Origin of the sequence: Rubinisphaera italica (genome assembly GCF_007859715.1) — a bacterium.
GTDB classification, from domain to species: domain Bacteria; phylum Planctomycetota; class Planctomycetia; order Planctomycetales; family Planctomycetaceae; genus Rubinisphaera; species Rubinisphaera italica.
This window is the reverse complement of sequence record NZ_SJPG01000001.1, coordinates 2,391,358-2,414,746: the sequence shown is the minus strand read 5'-3', so window position 1 is coordinate 2,414,746 and position 23,389 is coordinate 2,391,358. Positions and strand designations below refer to the sequence as shown.

Genomic DNA, 23,389 nt, shown 5'->3' with positions numbered 1-23,389 from the left:
AGAACACCGTTCCATACAGACCTCAAACTTCAAAACATTTACTGATTCATTGCAAAACAGACTCATCAGAATCAGACCGGTTTGAGATTTTCACATTCATAATTCAATTGCAGACAGCAGGAAGTTCGTCTCATGTCACTTGATCCCTATTCTCTCTGCCCGTGTGAAAGCGGTAAGAAGTTGAAGTTCTGCTGTTCGGATATCGCTTCCGATATGGTCAAAGCTCTTCAACTTCATGAAGGTGGTCAATCCAAAGCCGCTCTCAAAATTTTGCAGAAAATCTATACTTCGAATCCGGCTCGCGCCTGGGTGGCCACTTCTCTGGCTGGAGTCCATTTGTTTCTGGAAGATGCTGCCTCGGCTCGGGAAACTTTACAGCCATTGCTGCAGGAATCTCCCGATCATCCTCTGGCGAGAATCCTCGAAGCGACAGCTGCTCTAGATTTGGATGGCTACGAAAAAGCACGTTCAGTTATTCACCGTGCTTTCACCAAAGGTGTGAAATATCACCCGGAAATGATCGGCAGCATGGCCGCCGGGATTGCTTCGACGTTATACGAAGAAGAAAAACTGGTCTCCGCCCGTCAGCATCTTGCATTTGCAATGCGTTTCGTAAGAGATGAAGATCGCCAACAGGTCTTCATGCGCCTGCTCGATTTTGATGGCGATCAAGGTGTTCCTTATCCGCTACGTGGCGTTCACAATTTACGACCGCTCAATCTTGAAGCAGAGGAAGAGAAAATCTTCCGCAAGTCGGTTGGCTTGTCTGCCCTGGGCTGCTGGCATGAAGCGGCTGCGGTTGTAAGTCAACTGACAAAAGCACATCCAGAAAACCCGGAATTATGGTACGATATTGGTCTGTATCAGGCTTGGGATGGTGATCAGGATCAAGCTGCCGTTTCCCTGCATAAAGCCGCTAGCTTCTCGGACGATTTCGAATTTGCAACTTCCAGTGAAACGCTGGCTCAACTGTTTGACCTCGAAGCATCTCAAACCAGTGAAGTTGTCCGACATTACGCAGTCGATTCCCTCTCCAAAGTATTAACGCTATTTGACGAGATCCCTCGTCTTCATCGCGACGACAGGCTTGTTGGTGGAGAAGATTCTCATGGACAAATTTCCTACACACTTCTGGATCGCGATCCCGTGTCAATTTCGGATCATGAGACTCCTGACCTCAAACAATTGCCGGTCGTGATTGGTGTACTTGTTTGTGCGGATAAAGCTGAAACTCAGAACAGTTCCGCTTATTGTCACATGGTGGTCGAAAACGAATTTGTTGACGAGATGCAGAAACTCGTTCAGCAAGCATTGGGATCGCCACTCGAAAACTATTCAGCTCATACACTGGAAGATATCACTTTCTCTCAGTGGGCTGATTATCGTGGTTTATACCGTCAGTACTACTTTGACAATGAAACACCGGCTCGATTGCGAGCCGAAATTGGAAAGAAAAATTGGGAAAATATTCTCAACGAACAATGGCCCAATCGTCCTTTTGCTGGCCTGGAGGGAAAAACTCCTCAGGAAGCCCGATCGATTCCTGAATTATCCTATAAACTCGCCGCGGCGATAAACGTTCTGGATTCTTTCGCGGATCGATATAACTATCAGATCGACGTCTCTGCGCTGCGGGAGAAGTTTGGATTACCGCCTCAAGAAAGTTTCTCAGTTGCTGATGAACAGGAATTAAGTGCCTGTGATGTACTGGAAATGTTGAGAATCCCAATTGAATCATTAACCGACGATCAGGCAGCAATTTTACTCAATCGAACTCAGCTGATTCAACATGCCGGTTTCACCGAGAAAGTTCTAGCAGAAGTTTTGCGTCGGGAAGATGTCGTGGAACTCGAACGGATGCCGCAGATCTGGCATGCGTATATCGATCTGGCTCGGGATAAATACGATCGTGAAGAAGCGTTGAATCGGATCGAGCAGGCGAAAGTCTGGGCTGAGAAATCAGGACAGAAATTTGAAGAATCGCTCCAATGGGAAATGCGTCAATTGCAATTCCTGGTGATCGATCCTCAGGATGACACCATCATACCATTCCTTGAGCAGATGCATCATAAATACCTCCGCAAGTTGCCGGAACTCGAAGAAGCGATCACCGCCTATCTCAATGAACATGACATCGCTCCCCCATGGGACACACGAGGAAAAATTCTCGTTGCGGGGGCTTCTGCGAGTTCAATATCTCAAGAGATGTGGCCTGAAGAAACTCCTCAGGGATCCTCAGGTGGCAAATTGTGGGTTCCAGGCCAGGAATAATTCATCAACTTCCGTACGGAATTGCCATTCGTTGAAACCTTTACTCCGTATTCTCACTGAAATGAACATGAAGTGACCATGCAATTTGCAACGCCTACTGAAGTTATGCAGCGGGCGTTGTCTCTTGCAGAACGGGGACGAGGATATGTCGAACCGAATCCGCTTGTCGGTGCGGTGATTGTCGATGAAAATCTCGGGCTGGTAGCAGAAGGGTATCATGCAAAATTCGGAGGCTTGCACGCAGAAGCTGACGCTCTCTCGAAGATCGAGCAGATTCCAGAGAATTCAACAATCTATGTCACTCTGGAACCTTGCGCTCATCACGGAAAAACTCCACCTTGTGCCGAAGCAATTCTCAAGGCGGGTATAAAAAGAGTTGTGATTGGATGTCTGGACCCTGCCCGGCACAACGAAGTGACCGGAGTTGAACTCCTCCGTAACGCGGGCGTGGAAGTTGAAGTCAATTTTCTAAAATCAGAAGCCGAGACTCTGCTCCGGCCCTTTCGAAAACTTCAGCTGACAGGTCTTCCCTATGTCCACGGCAAATGGGCAATGACTCTCGATGGCCGGATTGCCTCGAAGACCGGCTCATCGCAGTGGATTACAAATCCTGCTTCCCGGTCTCACGTGCATAAACTTCGTGGATTAATGGATGCCATCATTGTTGGCAGTGGAACGGCCTTGGCGGATGACCCTCAACTGACCGTCCGCCCTCCTGGACCCCGGACGCCGGCCCGAATCATTTTGGATTCTCATGCCCGTCTGTCGGTGAACTCTCGATTGATTCAAACTATTGACGAAGCTCCCGTTCTGGTTGTGTGTCGTGAGGATGTTTCGGCTGAGATTCAAAAGAAATTAGTCGATGCAGGAGTGGAATTGATCCTCGCACCCGTAAACTACGTTGGTCAACCTGAGCTCAGTATTGTACTGAAGGAGTTGGGGCGGCGTGGGATGACAAACTTATTGGTCGAAGGCGGAGCCTGTGTGCTGGGAAGTTTCTTTGATGCTGGTCAGGTTGATGAAGTTCACGCCTACATCGCCCCAAAAATCATTGGCGGCGGTGCAGCGTTTTCACCAGTGGGAGGAACTGGCATTTCAAAAATGACTGACGCATTGAATCTGGAGCAGAGCTCGATTCAACAATTTGATGGTGATCTCCTGATCCACGGTTTCATTCCAAATACGTTCGGGCAAGGAGAAACCGCATGATTGTCTGGATGAACCGCCTGTGCTCGTTCTGGTTAATATCAGCAATTGCAGTTTTACTGGCATATTGGACGAACTGGATTGAGCACTGGGAAGCGGGAGCTTACTCCGGTCTGGTGTTAATCAGCAGCCTGATCGCATTTGCAGCACAGGGGCTGGATAAATGGCGTGCTCGTTCAGATCGTTGGCGTATGTCAGAAAAGTGGTTGCACTTCTTCGAACTCATCGGCGGTTGGCCAGGCGCTCATTTTGGCCAGCAGTTTTTTCGTCATAAAACCGCCAAGGCAAGTTATCGAAACCTATTTTATACGCTGGTCTTCATTCACATTGCCATAGTCGTCACTTGTCTGATCTACTTCAGTACCAATACAACTACCACCTAGTAAACAGCGATAATCTCTCGATTGGAGATGCACCATTAAACACCCCGTATTCAATATTCACCTGTTTTACAACCTAATTGTCTGCAACCTCCTGATACTCAACTTGAGTGGAATCGTACTGGCAAAGGATACTGATCGTCCAAACATTTTATTTTGTATCGCCGACGATGCATCCTATCCTCATATGGGAGCCTACGGCTGTACCTGGGTGAAGACACCCGGGTTTGACCGTGTCGCCAGCGAAGGCCTGTTGTTCACTCGCTGTTATACACCGAATGCCAAATGTGCCCCTTCCCGAGCCTGCATCCTTACAGGACGAAATTCCTGGCAATTGGAAGAAGCCTGTAACCACTTGTGTTTCTTTCCAACCAAATTCAAAACGTATGCGGAAGTCCTCTCCGAAGTAGGTTACCATGTCGGCAAAACAGGCAAAGGATGGGCTCCAGGTATTGCCAAAGACAGCAAGGGTAAGCCAAGACAAATGACTGGCAAACCCTTTGATAAACTTCACAAACAACCGCCCACGAAAGCCATTTCCAAAAATGACTATGCAGGGAATTTCGCCGCTTTTCTAGAGGACCAACCGGCTGATCAACCATTTTGTTTCTGGTACGGCAGTACCGAACCACACCGAGGCTATGAGTATGGAAGCGGCATTAAACAAGGTGGCAAGTCGATCGAACAAATTGACCAGGTTCCACCATTCTGGCCGGATAACCCTGTCACCCGAACAGACATGCTTGACTATGCGTTTGAAATCGAGCACTTCGATAATCACCTGACTCAAATGCTAGATTTGCTCGATGAAAAGGGGCAGCTGGACAATACGCTCGTTGTCGTGACTGCCGATAATGGGATGCCGTTTCCTCGTGTGAAAGGGCAGGAATACGAGTATTCCAATCATCTCCCATTGGCAATCATGTGGCCGGCTGGAATTAAAAAACCGGGTCGCAAAATCGAGGATTTTGTCAGCTTTATCGATTTCGCACCGACATTTCTGGACGTTGCCAATGTCGATGGAACGAAACAGGGAATGCAACCGATCACAGGAACCTCGTTACTTCCGATTTTCAAGTCTGAAAAATCGGGTCAGGTCGTCCCGGATCGCGACTTTGTTCTAATTGGCAAAGAACGACACGATATTGGACGTCCCAATGATGAAGGTTTTCCAATTCGCGGAATTGTACGGGGCGACTTTCTCTATCTGAAAAATTTCATGCCGGATCGGTGGCCGGCAGGAAATCCAGAAACGGGTTATTTGAATTGTGATGGCAGCCCAACAAAATCTGATTTGTTAGGTCTGAGAACTCAGCCGGACCTGGCTTATTACTGGGAGATTTCATTTGGAAAACGGCCAGCTGAAGAGTTTTATAATATCAAGCTGGATCCTTATTGTTTGACCAATCTGGCCGAGAGCGAGACATATCAAAAGCAAATGGATCAATTGCGTACAGAAATGACGAATCGACTGACCGAACAACAGGATCCCCGAATTCTGGGGAAAGGCGAAGTTTTCGATCAGTATCCTTACGCCAATGCTGGCGAACGTGGTTTTTATGAACGGTACATGGGCGGGGAGAAAATCAAAGCAGGCTGGGTCAACCCGAGCGATTTCGAACCTGCGCCTCTTGATTAATGATGAACTGCCAAGGCCCCATGTCAAACAGGCTTGAAGTGGATTTGATTCGTAGTTCTTTGATTATTGGCGACTTCGTGTCTGGGGAGTTTAAAATCAAACCACTTTATGGCAACCAGAACAAATAGGGATTGTTCTGTTCGAGCTGATTGAGGCGATCTGTTGCCGTTTTTACTGCAGGCAAATCGGAATAGAACATCGCTGCACTGTCGACGCCCTGCTCTTCACGGAGTCGGATTTGTTGTTGAATACCAGGATCCTTACTGATCTTTGGTAATACACCAAGCCACAAAACTGCCATCAGAAATGCCACCGTTAAGAGCGCATACCATCCGCTCCATTTTGACGAACTTTGCAGATTGCTCTCTGACAATATTTGCTCCATTGAGTTATTTATCATTTTGTCAGGCAATGTTTGAGCTACGACAAATCTCAACTTTCAACAAATCTTACTGCAACAATTTCTGAGTCGCTTCGCGGAAGATCACTTCGAACATCAACCAAGCCATGAAGAGAGTTAATATCAGATTCAAAGATTGTCCGACCACATACAGGATCAGCGGTTTACTTCCCTTCAGGAATTTCGCCAGGTCGCGAAAGTTGGTTTCCAGACCGATGCTCACAAAGGCCAGGCAGAAGAACCAGCCACGGAAGACTTTCGTGCAATCTCCTTTCATGGCATCGACCATTTCCTGGGACGTTTCTCCCTGACTGTAGATCAGTGAAAATACAATCGAGGCTCCAATGAAACCGAGCACAAACTTGGGAAAACGACGCCAGATTTCTGAAACTTGTGGTCGCGTTGAAGTCTCATCTTTTTCGACAAAACTGACCCAGTAAACTGCGACGCCGAAAGCGGTCACGCCAATTAAAATATTCTGAATCATTTTGATGGTCACTGCGACATCCTTGGCGGTGTCTCCGAGCATCACCCCTGCGACAGCGACCGCTCCAGTGGAGTCGATTGTCCCTCCCAGCCAGGCACCTCCAAGGACTTCAGACATTCCGACCGCTTTAATCACTTGCGGCAATATGATCATCATGATCACCGTGAATGAGAGAGAAAGCCCAATAGCAAACGAGAGTTCCTCTTTTTTTGCCTTGCAAGCTGCAGCTGTGGCGATAGCAGCGGAGACCCCACAGACCGACATATCTGCCGAGATCACCATGTTGAGTGACTTGGACTCCATCTTCAGAACTTTCTGACCGAATATGTAGGTCGAGATTAAGACGATTGGAGTTACTACCCAAGCTACAAATATTCCGGGAATGCCAAGAGCGATCAGCTTACTGACAAGTACTTCCGCACCGAGCAGAACCAGTCCCGTCTTGATATAAAATTCAGTTCTTAATGCCGGCTTAACGAATTCTGGAGTGCCAACGGTATTGCTGATTAATAAGCCGATCCCCAATGCCCACAGAGCATACTCAAGGTTATAACTCTTGACGACGACTTGCCCGGTCAGCACATACGCGAGGGTGGCCAGTATGAATACGAAACAAAAGCCCACTGCAAAGCGACGAAACGAAGTTCCCATCACTTTCACGCCGAAACCAAATGTGAGCAGCGACGCGGCAAATACAACGCCTATCCCAGCCAGCGAATTTTTCTCAACGGATTTGTAAATGGAATCAAACGGATTCGATTCCCAACTCCCAGGTTTCGCAAACCAGCCTTTGAGCGGAGTTGTGTAGTCCGTACTATCAGCAACTGGTGGATTCGACCAGATGATCAGAAACGCCACTCCCAGAATGATTGCTCCCAGATAAATAGCCCACCAGTCTTCCGACTTGCAAAGTTCTTCTGTGAAGCTTCGATGTTGAGCAACAACGATATCTTTGTCGGAATCTGATGGTGGTATTTCCTGAGGGGATGAGAGATCGGTCATGGAGATCTACTTCTGATTGGGGGTTGGGCGGGAATGTTGCGTCTTGCTGCAGGATGCACTTTACTGCGAAATGTTTTGAGGCATCAAGTCAGACTCAATTCCCGATCACAATTCCCTCTTCCTGAATTGTGTACGGAACGATGGAATCCTCGCAGGCGCTGCCGCGATGTTTGGCGATGTGGAGTGCACGTCCCATTTTCATTCCCTCTCTGGTTTTTCCCATCAAAATGATGGTATTGGCATTCGAGAGAATGTCTCCAGAATCGAGAGGACGGCTCAGTAATTCCTCTAACATCACTTCCTGCGAGGTACACAGAATCATACTGGCGATTTGCGATTGAGGGTAAGCAAAGCGGCTGACTTCGTCTGCATGGGCGCGGTAGTGGACTCGAAGTAGGTCGCGGGCGACCCATTCGCAATCTTTTTTGAGGATTTGATTATGGATGTATTCGAAAATATCGAATTGAAAAGAGTCACTCGGCTTATCGCTCGGCTCGATCCCATCGATCACACAGCGTCTAACGCCATGAATGAAATTACCATAGAAAAAGCGAATCGTGATATCGAGTTTTCGCGTCAGATCGGCCTGCCATTCCCGATATTCATCGTTATCCAGATCATCTCTGGTCACCCTCTTCCCCAATTGATGAAATGGATGAATACAATCGTATCGGCTTTTTTCCACACTCCACAAATCTTCAGGGTTCTGCAACCGTTCGAGTGGCATCTCTTTCAGATTCCAATCGGCGATTCGATCTGCATAGTCGCTATGGTTTTGCGAGTCGCCCCGAGCGGTCATGTCGAAGAATATACCCCGCTCTCCTTCCTGATCGAGCCCCGCTTTTGCAAACTGTATCCCCAATTGTGTTTTGCCAATGCCGGTCGCCCCCAAAATGACAGCCAGCTTTCCAGGCAATAATCCTCCCCCAAGCATTTGATCGAGTTGCGGCAATCCCGTTGAAATTCTCTGCGGTTTTGTAGAAGTGGTAGCCATTGTCATTTTGTTTTTCTGGCCTGATGCCCAATTGTGAATTCAATTGTGAATTCAGAGGAATTGCTTCAGGATTACTCCAAAGCAGTGTGATGATGATACCGTTGATTACAGAAGATTAAGGCATCTTTAAACTTCGTCAAACGATATGGGAATACTGAATTAATGAAGCAGAGGGCCGACGTTCAGTCCGAATATAGAAGTTACAACCATTAATGGATTCGAATTGAACTCAAGCGTGAAACATCTCAAAGATTTCAATGAGGTTCCGTGGCTGAAGAGGTATCACCGGGCACGTGAGTGGCAATTCCTGAGGCACTCGGTGGCGAGAGAGTTGTGTGATCGTCGTTGAGACTTTCCTGGCTCGACATCGCCTGTAATGATGAGGCAACATTGGCAGGAATTCGTTGGAGATAGTGTTTTTTCTTGGGGTCTGCCAAACGGAAGCTGGCATGATGCGTCCGCTTCTTGAGTAGTTTCTCAAAATCAAATGAGATCGAAACAGCTTCTGTTTCAAATGCCTTCAAATCGGCAGCCAGTTCAAGATCAGACTGATAACGATCAGCTGGATTCTTTTGCATACAACGTTCGACAAGCTGACAGACTTCAGCGGGAACATGGGGAGAAATAGATTGAATACTGACTGGGTCCTGAGAGCGATGCAGATTAATTTTTTCTCGTGTGTTCCCTTCGGGAAATGGGAGTTTCCCCGTTAATGCAAAATACATTGAGTAGCCAAGGCTGTATAGATCTGCCCGATGATCGATCTTGTAACTGTCGAAAGACTGCTCCGGAGAAATGTAATCGGCTGTCCCAAGGCAATCGTTCCCCATCGATTCTGCCAACTTCAACTCTTCGGGATCATCTCCCAGGAAAACGAGACCAAAATCACAGATTTTTGCATGACCATCATGACCAACCAGAATGTTGGCAGGTTTGATATCGCGATGAATCAAACTGATCTCGTGAATGTGACCAAGCCCCAGAGCGACCTGCCGAAAGATACTGCAAACGACATCAACCGGCAGTGGACCATCCCGTTGGACCAATTCCTGCAGGTTAATCGATTCAAACAGTTCCAGTAACAGATATTCCACATCCGGCCGATGCTGATAGTCGAGCACTTCGACAATGTGAGGGTTTTTTAGTCGGTTCCCCGCTCGCCCCTCAAAGACAAACCGTGCCTGCAGTTCACCCTGATCGATCTGGGACGAAGCTGCTCTTCGTGTTAGAACTTTTAAAGCATGGCGTTGCAACGTCCGACCATCTTCCACGACATACAGCCAACCCATCCCTCCAGTTCCCAGGATGCCGACGACACGATATTCGTCGATAAAAAAACCTTCTCGGGTGGTGTCGGTCAGATTCGTATCTAAGGTGAAGCGGAATTTTCCGATGCGGATTTCATCGCCATTGTTCAAGCGAGAGGAACTGATTCGTTCTCCGTTAACATATGTTCCGGATTTCGAACGCAAATCCCAGATTCGGAAGCCTCGTCCATCGAGCGTCAGGATGCAATGGGAAGGTTCAACATATGGGGCAAGTAGCTGAAGATTGCTTTGCTCATGTGATCCGACCAGCGTAGTTGTTCTGAGGACATTCTTACGGATAATTTTTCCGTCTGAACTTTCATGGACCAACTCAGCCCGACGATGAAGCGAACTCTGACTGGTAGAAGTGACTGCCTGGTCGGATATTATTTCAAAATTTTCCAATCCCTGGTACCGCCTGCAAAACAGAATGTTATTAGGAAGGATGCAGAAAATAAGTTCCTGCATAGCAACCTGCTCAGAACGAGCGTCGAACGATTAAATTAATGATTACTTAACTGTTTTCTGTTTTCAACCTCAATTTCAGTTAGTTTCGATTTCGCACACGAAAATCTGATAAATGGCTCAACTGGACAAATTTGCGAACTCTGATTCCGAAATTCGAAAAACTTGAGAGAAAACAATGGAAATTTCAAGATTTCCTGAATATGCTTATGCATGGCTACTCAGCATTTCCTGTTTGATTTCAATTGTATCAATTATTCATGGCTTGGCTTCTGGTCTGATTGCATGGTCTTTGACAGTCAGAGGATGTACGGTCTTTACAATTGAGATTGACATCTGATGAATTTGGGTAGGAACTATGATTTGAGCTGATCGGTGAGATAAACTCAGATAACGAAGTCGTAAAATCCGAAACTAATTGTATTTCAGAGCGGCATATCCCTCTCGATCTCGAAACAGGTGAGATTGAGTTGTTCAGAACGATCCAAGCGGGTTGTTTGTTTCTGAAGAAACAAATTCAATCAATTATACTCCATGTGAGTGCGAACCGGTTCGTTTCGGCGAACTCACTTTAGATAACGTCTACGGAAGGTTGCAATGGCAGCATCAGCAGGAAAAGTCACTGGGGCTCATATCTGGGCTTTCTTCTTTGGCGTTGCGTTCTTCGTCTTCCTCGGACTGTGGTACATGCAGCTGCGGGAACGGGAAGAACTGGTCGCCAACAAAAAAGCAGCTGAGACTCAAGCTTCGACAGCTGATACCGCTTTGCGAAACCGCATCGATGAAATTTCAGCTTTGATCAAAATGGTTGGTCACGATTTTGATGTTGATCAAATTGGGGTCGGCGAATTGGATAACAAAACAAAAGTCCTGGGCGCGATGCGCGATGATATCCAGACTTATGGTGGCGATGTGGCCCAGGAAACTTACTCAGCAACCATCGCCAAACTTCGCGATGAGTTCGACAGTACCAAGCAGAAATACGATCAGGTCCAGGATGAACTCGAACAGCAACGTCAGCAATACCTGGCTCTACAGGACCAATACAATACACGTGTGGGACAATTCCAGACACAAACCAACGATGCCAAAAGCGATCTGCAAGATTTCGTCTCGACAAAGGAAGAAATGATTGCAACCAAAGATACAGAGATCTCAAACTTGAGAACGCAGCTTGCAGAACGCCTGCTCGAACTGGAAACCGTCAAAGAAGCCTATGCCCAGCAACTCAAAGTTGAAGAGGATAAAGTCAATAAGCTCGTATTCCTGAACCAGCAGCTCACTGAAAAAATTGATAAAATTCAACAAGTCAGCTACGAACGTCCCGATGGAATTATCACCAACGTCGACAACGCTCAGAAATTAATCTGGCTGAATATCGGTAGCCGAGACAGCCTGACTCCTCAGGTGACATTCAGTGTGTACGACAAAAACAATCAGGGGGTCGGTCGATCTCAGGAAGATATCAAAGCACAGGTTGAAGTCACACGTGTCTGGGAAGATCGAGCAGAAGCCCGTATTTTAACAGCCGACCTCTACCGACCGATTGCTCCTGGTGATGAAGTTTATTCACCAATCTGGGAAGCTGGTCGAACTTTCTACTTCTCATTCGTCGGATTCATCGATCTGGATGGCGACGGAACTTATGACCGGGATCTGCTGCACGATATTGTTGCTTCCAGTGGTGCAGAAATTGATAATGAAGTTGGCGATGATGGCGAATGGCTTGTGCATAACGGCGTAACAGCCAATACGAAATTCATTGTCATTGCAGAAATTCCAGACCCGACCAAAATTCAACGTCCTGAAGAAAAGGAACAGGCTGAAGCGATTTTGGCCAAGCGAACAGAATTAATTAATGAGGCTCGCTTGCAGGGAACAAAAGTACTTTCCCTGAATGACTTCCTGGCTTTCACAGGATTCAAATCTCAAAGACGGCTTTATGTGCCCGGTTTGAGCGACAAACCTTATACACTTAAAGCAGGTTCGCAGAGTACGAGTGTTAATGAAAGCATCGGAGATCGAACTTCTACTGGACGAGTCTCTGATATTTTTAACGAAAACAAATCGGAACAAAAAACATCAAGTGGCAAGACCAGTGGTGCCTTCCGTTCTGGTTCTTATTAATTCTCACAGCTAACCAAGTCCAATGTTTAACGCCGGGTGAATGATTTCACTCGGCGTTCTTCTTTGACTTAAAGCTGTGCTCTATCATTCCTATTACAGGAGCAGAATAACGCCTTCAATGGTCTGAATTTCAGAATAGACAGAGAGAACCTGAGTCGAATTTTCTGCGACTGGCTCAAAGGTTAAAGCAATGTGTTTCCCACCAGAAGATTCTCGCGATTCGTAAGGAGGATCAAAATCAAATTGCATCCCCTTACGGACTGCTGAAACGACGTCTTGGATAAAACTCTCATTCGCCAGACCGATGATCTTGAACGTATAAGGACATGGAAAATCGTGGGTCGCTTCGAGTAGATCCTGTGGTGGCAAATGATTTTTCAATGAATCGATCCTTGCAATTTCGTCGTACGACGATGTCAGTCAAACTCATATTTGAAACATCGCACACTGCGTAAATACTCATTGTCGATATTCTACGTGTTCTACTTTTCTGTGACCATGGAGAAAATCGTCTGCGAAAAGGAAAGCCACCAGTATGGAATGATACGGGTGGCTTGTTTATTCGGCGTTTTATCACTCTTTGCAGCAAGAGCTGAAGAATAAGTTGCATTCATCACGTGAATGCAACAGACCTTAACTCTATTAGCATGAAAATGAATTCTCAGCCATCAGAATTAATCACAGCAAAAAATAGAACGCCGACAACTTGTATAGCAGCCGGACACACAGGATTTCGTATCCTGCCACATTCGTCCACACCATGTCTCTGCGGGAATAGGGGGAATGACATCTTCGACCATCATGATTTCAGAGGATTCCGCATACAAGTCAGCCTCCAACAACCCTTGTCTTAAACTGTTAGGAGAAACGCGTGGAGGTTTTTCAGCAGTTATTAAATCGACCGCCATCAGAGTGTCCGTCACATATTCTGCACAATGGACTCCTTTAGCTCGACTTCCAGTGACATGATGCTTGATGCCGTAGGGACGCCCGAGTTGCTCCTCCAACGCAAGTCGAATCATTTCCATCTGCTCGGCATCATATTCCTGCCTGGGTTGAAGCACTGAAATACAGTTCGGAGCACACTCGTTTAGATAATTAGAGAGAGTTGATTTCCGCACTCCAGAACCATTGGCGGAATCGTAAATCAACCAGCCTGCTTCTTCATCATGGATTGCCATCCCGACATGTGTGTATGGACTGACCGTAAAAACTTTCACAGCTAAACAGTCTCCCTGATGCATGATCAGACTTCCATACTGAAGTTTTGTTTGCAACTGAGATTCTACCTGTGGAACCGTTTGATTTTCTGTGAACTCGCCCGCTGGCAAGCAGGTGTCATTAAATCCAGACAGATGAACAGATGACAAAACGCTCGCGATAAGAATTGCTTTCCATTTCATGATTATCCTCCTGCTTGTTCTGTATTTATTATTTGGGCGATTTTATCAATTAAGTACTGCAACTGAGTGCGTTAACGTTTATTGAGGCCCCAACTCTAAACTCTGAAAGTGCATTCCACTCCAATCATACGAATTCAGAATAGGTTATGATCACAAAAACTCATAAAAAAATGAATTCCACTCTGAGAATTGCTCAATCGCGAGAAAACTATCATTGCAGAATGGCGACATTTTCATTGGAAAACTGTAAACTGAGTGTTATCAAAAATGAGATGTATTCTGGGAGAAGAGAATGGCAGCTTTGGTGGAAATGGAGCTTTCGCGGATCATTATCAGCGAAATCAACGATCAGCAGGTGATCTATCTGCATGAAGTTGAAGGATCACGCGAATTTCCGATTCTGATTGGTCTGTTTGAAGCTGCCAGCATAGATCGTCGCATTAAAGGCGACGTCCCGCCTCGCCCGTTGACTCACGATTTGATCCGCAGTGTCTTCGAACATCTCGGCGGTGAACCACACGATATCATCATCAATAGCTTACACGAGCATACTTATTATGCCGTGATTCGGGTCATGCACGATGGAGAGTTGATCGAAATCGATTCCCGGCCCAGCGATGCAATCGCGCTGGCAATGCACTACGACCCTCCCCTGCCAATTTTCGTCGATGGCGAAGTCCTGGAAGCAGTAAGCACGACGACTGATCTGTAATCGAATTGTAGAGTCCACTGCACGAACCCTACTTTTCACCCCAGCGTTTCATCAACGAGGTTTCCACGCCCAGATGATCGCAGATACGCACAACAATGAAATTAATCAAATCGTCAATCGATTTAGGATCATGATAAAAGCCGGGCATTGCCGGAAGGATGACAGCGCCAGCATCTGCTAGACGTTTCATATTCCCCAACTGGATGCTGCTCAAGGGAGTTTCTCGGGGGACGACGATCAGTTTGCGTCGCTCTTTCAAATGCACATCGGCGACACGATGCGTCAAATTAGCAGAGAGTCCGTTGGCTAAGCTTCCTAAAGTACCCATCGAACAGGGGCAAATGACCATGCCCGCTGTCCGGAATGAACCACTGGCGATCCCGGCACTGAAATCGAACTGATTGTGATACTGAAATCGATCCAACAGTTCCGGTGAAAACTCCGGGCCAAAAAATGCTTCGGGATCGAACTGATTCAAATCGAGAATACAATCCAGTTCCTGAGCGAAAACCTGCACCGCAGCCGCGCTCATTGTCAGGTGAACATCGTATCCCGCTTCCAGCAACACCCTCACAAGTCTGCGGGCATAACCTGCTCCACTTCCGCCGGTAACAGCAACGACAATGTGATTGGAAGTTTGTGGCACGAAAGCTTTGCCTTTCAGGCAGTGATTACTTCTGCTGGTTTGTGGCCAATGTAAAGTGTCGCCACTCCAAATGTGAGTGGAGTGTGAGTCACCTTTTCCAGACCGGCTTCACGAAGTTTTTCCGCCAGCTTTTCCCCGTAAGGAAATTCACCCACTGTTTCCGGGAGGTATTTGTAGGCCGATTGAGAATTCGGTGCCAGCAGTTGACCGATCTTCGGCAAGACATTGCGGAAGTACCAGCCGTACAGACTTCGTAGAACCGCATTGCCCGGCAGCGAGAATTCGAGAATGACAACCCGTCCACCGGGGTGGCAAACACGTGTCATTTCTCGCAGACCTCGCATTGTATCTGCAACGTTTCGCAAGCCGAATGCGACGGAAACAATCTGAAAACGGTCATCTTCAAAAGGGAGTTCCTGAGTGTCGGCCTGTACAAATTCAATCGGTTCGCCTTCGAATTTTGCCGTCTTCTCACGAGCCAGATCCAGCATTTCTTCAGTGAAGTCACTGCCAACCACATGAACTTTCTTTTTAGCCGCTTTCCAGTAGGCAATCGCCAGATCCCCTGTTCCGGTGCAGACATCCAGAATGGGAGCTTCTCCCTGGGGCCTGGCTTTACGAATTGTGTACCAGCGCCAGTAGTGATCGGTGCCTCCCGAGAGCAGATGATTCATGGAATCATACTTTGGAGCGATTTCACCGAACATTTTTTTGACACGACTGTTCGATTTATCAATCGTCTCAGCAGTCGCAGTAGATGCGTCAGATGTTGAAGTTGTGGCTGATGCTTTATCCAAGGGGGATGAACTCTTTACGATACGAAGGAAATATTTTTCATCATATTATATCAAACTGACGAAGTGACACCATGGACCGTTTTCGCAGAATTCTGGAACGCTATCTAATTCTCTGGCTCTGCCTCAGTTCGGGGGCATTCTTGATCTGGGGACAAGCGACTACTGAATCTGCAGAATTTCTCGATTTCTTCAAAATTTATACGATGCAGCCATCGATCATGCTGGCCATGTTTTGTGTCGGTATGCTAATTCCGCCTGAAGAATTGCGGGAGGTGGCCCAAAGATGGCAAGCTGTAGTTTGTGGGACTGCGACACAATATCTGGCGATGCCCCTGATCGCATTCGGAATTTCAGAACTGTTCGGTTTTACAGGAGCCTTTCGAGCCGGCATCATCCTCGTCGGCTGTGTGCCGGGGGCAATGGCATCAAACATTCTGACATTAACTGGACGAGGCAATGTCAGCTATTCGATTTGTATAACCACACTTTCCACCCTGCTCTCCCCATTTATCGTCCCGCTATTTCTGTGGGCGTTTCTGGGAGTTGAAAAACGTCCAGATCCAGCTGCCGTCTTTGTAAATCTCCTGCAGACTGTCGCACTCCCTGTCCTTTTCGGATTTGCATTCAAAATACTCTTCAAACTTCATGAAACAAAATTCATTGTGGTTGCTGGGATTCTGGCGAATCTCTCCATCCTCTGGATTATCGCAGTGGCGATTGGTTTGAATGCCGCTCGACTGCAAAATGTGACGATGATTTTACTCTCCGCATTACTGATCATTAATCTGCTTGGATATCTGGCTGGCTTAATTTCGGGAACAGTTCTAAAACTGGATTGGAGACGCCGTAAAGCTTTGATTCTGGAAGTCGGCATGCAGAACGCCGGAGTTGGCACGATGCTCGCGCTGACATTTTTTCCGGATGAGGCGACCGCAATACCAACGGCAGTTTACACCTTCGGCTGCATGTTCACAGGCACGATTCTGGCGAATGTGTGGTACTGGCGAAGTGAACTCAGTTCGCAGCCTGCTGAGCCTGTTCCACCTTCTGAACCAGCAGGTTGACAACCTCGTCCAGTTCCAGATCGGAGCTGTCGACCACTTCTGCATCGGGCGCGGGCTGCAACGGAGCAATGCTTCGAGTCATATCTCGCAAGTCACGTTCCTGTTGTGTTTTTAGAATCTGCTCATAACTGACATCGGAATGCCCACGCAAATCGTCATAACGTCGCTGGGCTCGAACTTCCGGGCGAGCGGTCAGAAAGAATTTCTTAGTCGCATTCGGAAAGACAATCGTTCCCTGATCGCGTCCTTCACTCACGAGTGACATTTCCTCAGCCAGTTGCCTTTGTCGCTCGACGAGAATCGATCGAATTTCAGAATGAGCAGCAATCACCGAAGCAGCCTGGCTGATTGTGTCATCTCGAAATTCTTGCGAAAGATCGACTCCATCAACCTGCATCTTATGATCGACAATATGAAATGAAAGATTCGCAGCCACAGCTGTCGAACTCATGGCATCCTGCAAGTTGACCGCATGCTGCAGACAATGCCAGGCGACCGCCCGATACATCGCTCCCGTGTTTAAAAACTGAAACCCTAATCGCTCAGCAACCAGTAAAGCAACGGTCGATTTTCCAGTCCCGGCTGGACCATCTATAGTGACGACGATTGGAGGCATTTTTCAGAGTTGAATGTTAAGGGTTGAAAGTTGAGTGGCCAGTGTTAAATGCCCAGTGGCCAGAGTTATAATTGACGTGGGTGGCGGGGGCGCTCCACGTTAGTGGAAGCCCCCGAATGCATCTTAATCATTAAAACATAACACGGATGCGGATGTAATCGCAGGGCAGGCATTCAAAGTGAATTTCATCGTTTTCGATGGTGAGTTCGCTGAGAATCTTTCCGAAAAAATCGACTTCCCAGGCTTTGCTTGGCTTGCGGAAAAGTGCAAACCGGACATTCGCATGACGGCGTTCGGTTTCGATGAAATCGAAATCGTACTGAGGTCCAGATGAGGCTTCACTCAGCGCAGGACGAGCCTCCATCAAATGCACACTCGGTGCACTCACATGATAGAGCCAGGCCGACTTGGAATTGGAGACTGCATTCACCGGAACCACTTGAATCGGCTGGGAGAGTTCATCAGAAAATGCAGCTGAGTGGGCGGCATCGACTGCAATATCGTAAGAAAATTCTCTGGCCGACTCGCCATGTACGATCAGCAGACTGTCCATCATTCGCATGCCTGTTCTCTGGTGGAATGGCTGGTGATGGGGCAGCAGAGTGATTCGATGATCACCATCTTCAATTTCAATCGGCCCTGTGCTTTCGAGTCGTCGTTCGCCAGCAATATATTCGCTTTGCTGCAAATTCCCCTTCACGACAGCTGCCGCTGCCGACCAGGCAAATCGGAGTGCGTAGTAAGAACGGTCGGGCAATTGCGAAGGCATCTGCTTCGGCTCGATGCTCAACTTGATTTCGAGATTTCGACGTCCCCGATACGACCGATACGTTTTCACGAAAGTCGCCAACTCTCGATCCTGGTCCATCAATCGTCCCTGAACAACAATTTCACCAACGACGGGACCAGTTTTTGTGGTTGTAATGGAATCGGCCACCATGCGGGAATAAGTTGGCTCGGCGACACCCTGGCTCCACTGTCCGCTGGAGCGAGCGACATTTCCACCATCACCATCGAGACGATAAACGACGCGTTCACTTAATAGATTCTCTGTTGCTCCTTGAGCCCGAAGTCGCTGTAATCCCCCCGTTTCAGGATCGATCTGTGCGTAATAGAATTCAGACTGCAAAAAGAATTCACCTGCCAGAGGGACTTTTGAGCGTGTCGGTTTTGCGGAACTGGCAGCTTGTCCTGGAACCGCCACAAATCCACAAGCTGGGAATTCAACGACTGCGTAGGCCGCATCCGTATCGATCTGCAGATGTTTCACCGCTCCATCGACAACGGGCACAACTGAGTTCGATTGTTCCAGTGCAAAACGAACTACCGAGTTTTGTGCGTGTGAAAGGGGATTAAACAGTACAAATCCCGGCTTCCCTTCCTGTTTCGCGGATAGAAGTTTCGCTAAATCTTGACACTCCTGCTGTACCTTGCTTCTCAACTCAGCCTGCAATTCAACCAGAGTCGACTTATTGAGTTTAGTCGATTGCTTCAGGAGTTTGGATTCGAGTTCCTGAAGCGAGGTTGCATCTGATTTTCCGCTGAGGATCTGATTTGTCGTCGAAAAGTAGGTCCACAAACTGAATAGACTCTGACACTTCCAGAATTCCTGGAATCGCCCAATCGGATCGGCTTCATTGCGGCCGGTCAGTTGATCGAGATTGGGAGACAGATAATGCCGCTGCTCGTGTCCCACCGAATGGCCTGAGTTATCGGTCTCTTCAAAAAATTGTTCCAGGCTGTTGAACTTGCCGAGAACGGGAGCGTATTTCTGGATTCTCAGGAGATCGAAAAACCACGGATTTCGAATTTTCGGCCAACGCGCAAGCACGGCACAGGCGAGATGATCGTGATTCATCGCCTCGGCCAGCCGCTCAGGAATTTTCAGCACAGTGCTTGCGTTCTCAACCGACAACGGAATTCTAGAGATTCCCTGCACCGTCGCACCGCCTCGACTTTCCCAGCTGAAGTGACTCTGTTCGTCATCGGGATAAACTCCATCATCGAGCACGAGATGGTAAGCCGATTTCATGCCGAACTTCTTGAGCATCATTGGCAGTTGGGTGGAGAGACCGAAGGTCATCCGTCCCCAAACCTGAGCGGGTGTCTCCAATAACTCTTCATACTCCTGCATCCCCTGTTCAAACTGCCAGCGGAGACTTTGTAGCGACAGCAATGGCGAAGGCGTTTCCGATTGCTCCCCGCCAACAATGCTGATCTTCCCCGAATGAACTCCCTGAACCAGAGCCTGTCCAATTTCTGGCGATTGGTCAATCGCTTTCTTCAATACTTCGCTCGTACATAACAGATTAACTGTATGTTCCGATGCACAAAGTGCCTGCGCGTCCTCAGCGGTCATGCCAGCTGAGAGTAGACAGAGATCAATCAGATGAGCATCGACCGAATAGAATTTTTCGCGGCTCTCAAGCAATTGTTCACAAGCCTGCTGGAAAAACTCTGCTGTGCGAGGCTCTTCCTTCTTAAGAGAACTTTTAGCGGCTTCGATCAGCAATTCATCAAAGCGAGTTTCCTGAACATTGTCGTAATGATACATCGCTTGCGAAAGCAACGAGGTCAGCAGATAGACGACGCCCAGAGCCAGAAAGTCATCAATGAGCAAACTTTCACCGATTTGATAGGCCGGAGGATTTTCGTCACCTGGATTCAGTTTCTGTTGAATCAATTCGAGGACTCGTGGATGTTCGAGCAGGCCTTCCAGGGTCGAAGTGCGATCAGCTGAGGCAAACAGCACAATCGTTCCCGCTTCCTCGGCTTGTTTGAACCAGCTTCTTTCAACCTTGGCCCGACTCGATTCCGGCACAATCACAATTTGATCGATCTGCGGATTTTCTAATGATGGAGCCGCTTTCCAAGTCGCCACGCTCCCTGCTGCAGCAATGACAGCGGGGTGAAAAGCAAGAGCATACGCATTTAAAACAGCAGCAGCATCTTTTTCATTGGTGTCACGTGTCACATCCTCAAGATGCCAGGAAGGAAGCACGATTGTGGATTGCAACATATCAGACAATTACCAGTATTTAGAGGTCATAAAAAATCGCGGGAACGCTTATAAGATTTGAATCGGAAATGATGATCTGTCAACCCAATGCCAGCATAGACTTCAAGTTCTGGATTGTTCAGGAAACAGACTCGGCCTGCTTAAAGACTGGGCAAAGATGATTACTTTGACTCACGCTTAAAGGGATCATTCTTTCGAATTTAAAATCTGAATAAAAGAGTTTCCCCTTAATTCAAGAGTCAAATCAATTGTAACAAAAAAGTTTGAGTGTAGGTTCCTGCTCCGGCACACTGTTTGCATATCATTGAAGCGTGAACTGAAGATGTTTGCAGTCTCGGTAGGAGAGACCTCATTCATCTAATAATTATGTGAACTGTGAAACATTGCGACGAGTGGTCGAAGGTATGGCCGAGGTGTCCTGCGTAGGTCAATCTCGGGCGAGCGCCCATGCCTTCGGCCCTTTTTCTTTTTACAGTCTCGACTTCTTGTTCCCCTGCCACCATCCGTTATCATCATAGCGAATAATTGAATAATCCGCTGTCATGAAACGAAACAAACCCCATGTCTGTGCGAGTTTGCAGTTTTGAAAGTCGCCGCTGCCATGAAATGGCCACTCTAATCGCTAAATTTGGTGGCGAACCGACTGTCGCTCCTTCCATGCGTGAAGTTCCCCTCGAAGAAAATACGCATGCTCTCGATTTTGCGAAGCGTATCCTCGAGGGAGAAATCGAAATCGTACTCTTTATGACCGGTGTCGGAGCACGCACTCTCTTTGAAGCGATTCAAAAGCAAGATACCTGGGAGTCATTTCATCAGGAACTTGATCGCAGAGTGATCATCGTTCGTGGTCCCAAGCCTGTGCCGGTTCTCAAAGATGCCAGAATTCACATCGATTACAGAGCCCCCGAACCGAATACATGGCGAGAAATTCTTGAGATGCTCGATAGCGAGTCGATTCCACTTCAGAATCAGGAAATCGCGGTCCAGGAATACGGACGACCGAATCTGGAGTTTTATGCAGGATTGGAAGCACGTGGTGCACAGGTTTATCCAGTGCCGGTTTACCTGTGGGATTTTCCGGAAGATGTCGAACCTCTGTACGAGGCTGTTCGTTTAGCGGTGAATCATCCATTCGATCTGGTGATGTTCACGAGTGCCAATCAGGTCGATAACGTACTTGAAGCGGCTGGGAGAATCGGGATGAGAGAAGAATTCCTGAACGCTTTAAAGCAAACGACGATTGCTTCGATTGGCCCGACTTGCAGTGACCGATTACGGGAATTTGGAATTCCCGTCGCAATGGAACCCTCACATCCAAAAATGGCACATCTGATTCGTGAAGCGATTGAGTTAGTTCAACAGAATAAAACGCTGTAGGTCAGGCACTGTCTGACAAGATTTAAGACCTGACTGTCAAACCACCTCGATTCATGCTTGCCCTGCTTCGCGATGCAAGCATGGCACCGGACATCTGGCATCGAGTGGTTTATTAAAACTTTGAACCGGCTCGAATGAGCATTGTTGGGTCTGGATTGTAATCTCCGATTCCCGAGGTGTACTCAACACTTCTGGAGAAGACGACTCCGGTTTCCCAGAAGAACTCCCGATTGTTGGGACGTTGATATTCTATACCTGCCATCAACCGATAATCGCTCAGTGTGACGACATCATCTGTATTGTTGGCCCGTTCAATCGCCCAGCTACCGCCACCAAATTGAGCTCCCAGATACCCCCAGCGTTCATTGTCTCCATCTTTGGAAAGGCGGTACATATATCGCGGACGAGGGAAGACCAGTTCGAGTCGCTGTTCATCATCGGGCGACCAGGTGAGGCCAACCGCTGGCAAAAGAGAAACATCTTCACGATTCAGGTAAACCACTCCGAACATCCACTGGAGTTGAGCAGATGGCGCGTAAATAGCAAGTAAATGGCCGGTGACGCGCAAACTGTCCGAGCCCGTATTGTGAAAATCAGTAGAGACGCCGGGCGTCACCATCAATTGACCAAACACTTTTTCTCGAAGGGGCATCATCCCCATGAAACTGACTGCCACACGATGCAGTGTGCCAGGAACATCAGTGCTCTGCGGCCCATTAAGAATCCTCGATTCATAACGAGGCGAGATACTTAAAAAACGCAATGTCGGAAATGCGATTTTCCCGCCGATGTTGAAATCGAACAGTCCGAGTCGGTCCCCCGAACCCGGCAACCATGTCGCAGCGACAGAGGTTGAACTCCATTTAATCCAGGGAGTATCACAGTCTGCTATGCAGCTATCATCTGATTGGATTTGCTGATGTTCGGTTGCATCCAGAGATTCGCCAATCACTGCAAAATCGTCCGTATAGGAGGCCTGCTGAACCGATTGTACATTCATTTCCGAATGTGATAAATCCAATTCAGACTCTTGATCAGCAGTCATTTCGTATTGCTCAAAAAGCAATGGCGTATTCTCTGTCTTCGGAACTGAATTCGTCGACCATCCGCCACCCTGATCGTGCAATTGTGTGGTTAGCCATTCTTCTCTGGCAACGTGCTGGGAATGACTCAGCTGTCCTTCAAATTCCTCGGAAAGAATTGAAACCGGTGGTCCGGATGGCAGAGCTTCCACGGGTGAAAGAATATGGAAACTGCGAATCGGTTCCTCGGCTTGAGAGGAATTTGCATTCAATCCCAGAGAGAGGCAGCTCATCACAAGAGTGAAAATTAAGAGTCGATAATTCATCGATATATAGTCGCCGAATGGCCAGTGGAAAGGAAAATCGTGGAGGGAGTCCTTTCATATTAGACTCAGTGAATCTGCGTCAATACCTGTTAGATTTTTATCGTTTATACAACGTAAGAATTTACGCAG

19 protein-coding genes are annotated in these 23,389 nt (G+C 47.6%); 8 read left to right on the top strand and 11 right to left on the bottom strand.

Annotation, left to right across the window (positions count from 1 at the left end; translation table 11 throughout):
• Positions 1 to 132: 132 nt before the first annotated feature.
• From Pan54_RS09135 to Pan54_RS09120, 4 genes are all read left to right on the top strand, one after another.
• Complete coding sequence (locus Pan54_RS09135; RefSeq protein WP_146503190.1) at positions 133 to 2,271, top strand: tetratricopeptide repeat protein; 2,139 nt, start codon at positions 133 to 135, stop codon at positions 2,269 to 2,271.
• A gap of 78 nt (positions 2,272 to 2,349) precedes the next feature.
• Positions 2,350 to 3,480, top strand: coding sequence for a bifunctional diaminohydroxyphosphoribosylaminopyrimidine deaminase/5-amino-6-(5-phosphoribosylamino)uracil reductase RibD (gene ribD, locus Pan54_RS09130; protein WP_146503189.1), 1,131 nt, complete (start codon positions 2,350 to 2,352; stop codon positions 3,478 to 3,480).
• The gene (locus Pan54_RS09125) at positions 3,477 to 3,860 is read left to right on the top strand and encodes a DUF1294 domain-containing protein (RefSeq protein WP_146503188.1); all 384 of its coding nucleotides are present in this window, start codon (positions 3,477 to 3,479) and stop codon (positions 3,858 to 3,860) included. The genes ribD and Pan54_RS09125 overlap by 4 nt, the downstream gene beginning before the upstream one ends.
• Positions 3,861 to 3,963: 103 nt before the next feature.
• Positions 3,964 to 5,496 (top strand): sulfatase family protein, encoded by a 1,533-nt coding sequence (locus Pan54_RS09120; protein WP_242631267.1) that lies wholly within the window; start codon positions 3,964 to 3,966, stop codon positions 5,494 to 5,496.
• Positions 5,497 to 5,602: 106 nt separating this feature from the next.
• Here Pan54_RS09120 and Pan54_RS09115 read toward each other — a convergent pair whose 3' ends face one another.
• The 4 genes from Pan54_RS09115 to Pan54_RS09100 form a co-directional block, all read right to left on the bottom strand.
• Complete coding sequence (locus Pan54_RS09115; RefSeq protein WP_146503186.1) at positions 5,603 to 5,869, bottom strand: hypothetical protein; 267 nt, start codon at positions 5,867 to 5,869, stop codon at positions 5,603 to 5,605.
• Positions 5,870 to 5,945: 76 nt separating this feature from the next.
• Positions 5,946 to 7,385 (bottom strand): YeiH family protein, encoded by a 1,440-nt coding sequence (locus tag Pan54_RS09110; RefSeq protein WP_146503185.1) that lies wholly within the window; start codon positions 7,383 to 7,385, stop codon positions 5,946 to 5,948.
• A gap of 94 nt (positions 7,386 to 7,479) precedes the next feature.
• Positions 7,480 to 8,379, bottom strand: coding sequence for an RAD55 family ATPase (locus tag Pan54_RS09105; protein WP_146506374.1), 900 nt, complete (start codon positions 8,377 to 8,379; stop codon positions 7,480 to 7,482).
• 254 nt (positions 8,380 to 8,633) lie between these two features.
• A complete protein-coding gene (locus Pan54_RS09100; RefSeq protein WP_165441682.1) occupies positions 8,634 to 10,091 on the bottom strand; it encodes an FHA domain-containing serine/threonine-protein kinase in 1,458 nt (485 codons plus the stop codon).
• 657 nt (positions 10,092 to 10,748) lie between these two features.
• On the opposite strand from Pan54_RS09100, the gene Pan54_RS09095 reads away from it, so the two are divergent.
• Positions 10,749 to 12,278, top strand: a complete 1,530-nt coding sequence (locus Pan54_RS09095; RefSeq protein ID WP_146503183.1) for a hypothetical protein — start codon at positions 10,749 to 10,751, stop codon at positions 12,276 to 12,278.
• Positions 12,279 to 12,371: 93 nt separating this feature from the next.
• Here Pan54_RS09095 and Pan54_RS09090 read toward each other — a convergent pair whose 3' ends face one another.
• Complete coding sequence (locus Pan54_RS09090; protein WP_146503182.1) at positions 12,372 to 12,659, bottom strand: DUF493 domain-containing protein; 288 nt, start codon at positions 12,657 to 12,659, stop codon at positions 12,372 to 12,374.
• 293 nt (positions 12,660 to 12,952) lie between these two features.
• Positions 12,953 to 13,681 (bottom strand): YiiX/YebB-like N1pC/P60 family cysteine hydrolase, encoded by a 729-nt coding sequence (locus Pan54_RS09085; protein ID WP_146503181.1) that lies wholly within the window; start codon positions 13,679 to 13,681, stop codon positions 12,953 to 12,955.
• 292 nt (positions 13,682 to 13,973) lie between these two features.
• On the opposite strand from Pan54_RS09085, the gene Pan54_RS09080 reads away from it, so the two are divergent.
• Positions 13,974 to 14,393 (top strand): bifunctional nuclease family protein, encoded by a 420-nt coding sequence (locus Pan54_RS09080; protein ID WP_146503180.1) that lies wholly within the window; start codon positions 13,974 to 13,976, stop codon positions 14,391 to 14,393.
• Between the two features lie 28 nt (positions 14,394 to 14,421).
• On the opposite strand, the gene Pan54_RS09075 is transcribed toward Pan54_RS09080, so the two are convergent.
• Complete coding sequence (locus Pan54_RS09075; RefSeq protein ID WP_146503179.1) at positions 14,422 to 15,039, bottom strand: UbiX family flavin prenyltransferase; 618 nt, start codon at positions 15,037 to 15,039, stop codon at positions 14,422 to 14,424.
• 14 nt (positions 15,040 to 15,053) lie between these two features.
• Positions 15,054 to 15,836 (bottom strand): bifunctional demethylmenaquinone methyltransferase/2-methoxy-6-polyprenyl-1,4-benzoquinol methylase UbiE, encoded by a 783-nt coding sequence (ubiE, locus tag Pan54_RS09070; RefSeq protein ID WP_242631265.1) that lies wholly within the window; start codon positions 15,834 to 15,836, stop codon positions 15,054 to 15,056.
• Between the two features lie 71 nt (positions 15,837 to 15,907).
• Between ubiE and Pan54_RS09065 the strand changes: the two genes are divergently transcribed.
• On the top strand, positions 15,908 to 16,900 hold the full coding sequence (locus Pan54_RS09065) for a bile acid:sodium symporter family protein (RefSeq protein ID WP_146503178.1): 993 nt from the start codon (positions 15,908 to 15,910) through the stop codon (positions 16,898 to 16,900).
• On the opposite strand, the gene cmk is transcribed toward Pan54_RS09065, so the two are convergent.
• On the bottom strand, positions 16,851 to 17,516 hold the full coding sequence (gene cmk, locus Pan54_RS09060) for a (d)CMP kinase (protein WP_146503177.1): 666 nt from the start codon (positions 17,514 to 17,516) through the stop codon (positions 16,851 to 16,853). The two genes, Pan54_RS09065 and cmk, sit on opposite strands and share 50 nt — an antisense overlap.
• A gap of 130 nt (positions 17,517 to 17,646) precedes the next feature.
• On the bottom strand, positions 17,647 to 20,535 hold the full coding sequence (locus Pan54_RS09055; RefSeq protein ID WP_146503176.1) for a glycoside hydrolase family 38 N-terminal domain-containing protein: 2,889 nt from the start codon (positions 20,533 to 20,535) through the stop codon (positions 17,647 to 17,649).
• A gap of 561 nt (positions 20,536 to 21,096) precedes the next feature.
• On the opposite strand from Pan54_RS09055, the gene Pan54_RS09050 reads away from it, so the two are divergent.
• Positions 21,097 to 21,912: a uroporphyrinogen-III synthase gene (locus tag Pan54_RS09050; RefSeq protein WP_146503175.1), complete on the top strand. Its 816-nt coding sequence runs from the start codon at positions 21,097 to 21,099 to the stop codon at positions 21,910 to 21,912.
• 112 nt (positions 21,913 to 22,024) lie between these two features.
• Here the strand turns inward: Pan54_RS09050 and Pan54_RS09045 are convergent, their stop codons facing one another.
• Positions 22,025 to 23,260 (bottom strand): DUF6268 family outer membrane beta-barrel protein, encoded by a 1,236-nt coding sequence (locus tag Pan54_RS09045; RefSeq protein WP_146503174.1) that lies wholly within the window; start codon positions 23,258 to 23,260, stop codon positions 22,025 to 22,027.
• Positions 23,261 to 23,389 lie beyond the last annotated feature (129 nt).